The sequence below is a fragment of the Candidatus Bandiella numerosa genome (assembly GCF_021811875.1).
GTDB classification, from domain to species: domain Bacteria; phylum Pseudomonadota; class Alphaproteobacteria; order Rickettsiales; family Midichloriaceae; genus Aquirickettsia; species Aquirickettsia numerosa_A.
This window is the reverse complement of record NZ_JAJBJD010000246.1, coordinates 1-255: the sequence shown is the minus strand read 5'-3', so window position 1 is coordinate 255 and position 255 is coordinate 1. Positions and strand designations below refer to the sequence as shown.

Below are 255 nucleotides of genomic sequence, written 5' to 3'. Positions count from 1 at the left end.
AGCTAGAATCCATGCAATTTGAAAGCTTATAGCTTAGAATAGCTTTGCTGTGCCAATCAATAATTGCTGCCATATACATAAAACCATTTGGTGTCCGAACATAGGTTATATCTCCACTCCATACCTCATTAGATCTAGGTACGTATACGGATCTATTGCCATTCGATGATTTCCAATAAGGCTCAAGAAGGTATGGGTATATTTTATGTGATTTATTTCCTATAGAAATATTCTTCTTTTTCTTAGGGAATATTG

Annotated in this window: 1 protein-coding gene; it reads right to left on the bottom strand. The window is 34.5% G+C overall.

Features of this window, described 5'->3' with window-relative positions; all coding sequences use genetic code 11:
• On the bottom strand, nucleotides 1-255 hold a 255-nt coding region (locus tag L8D11_RS05545), incomplete at both ends, for a DDE-type integrase/transposase/recombinase (protein WP_236870664.1).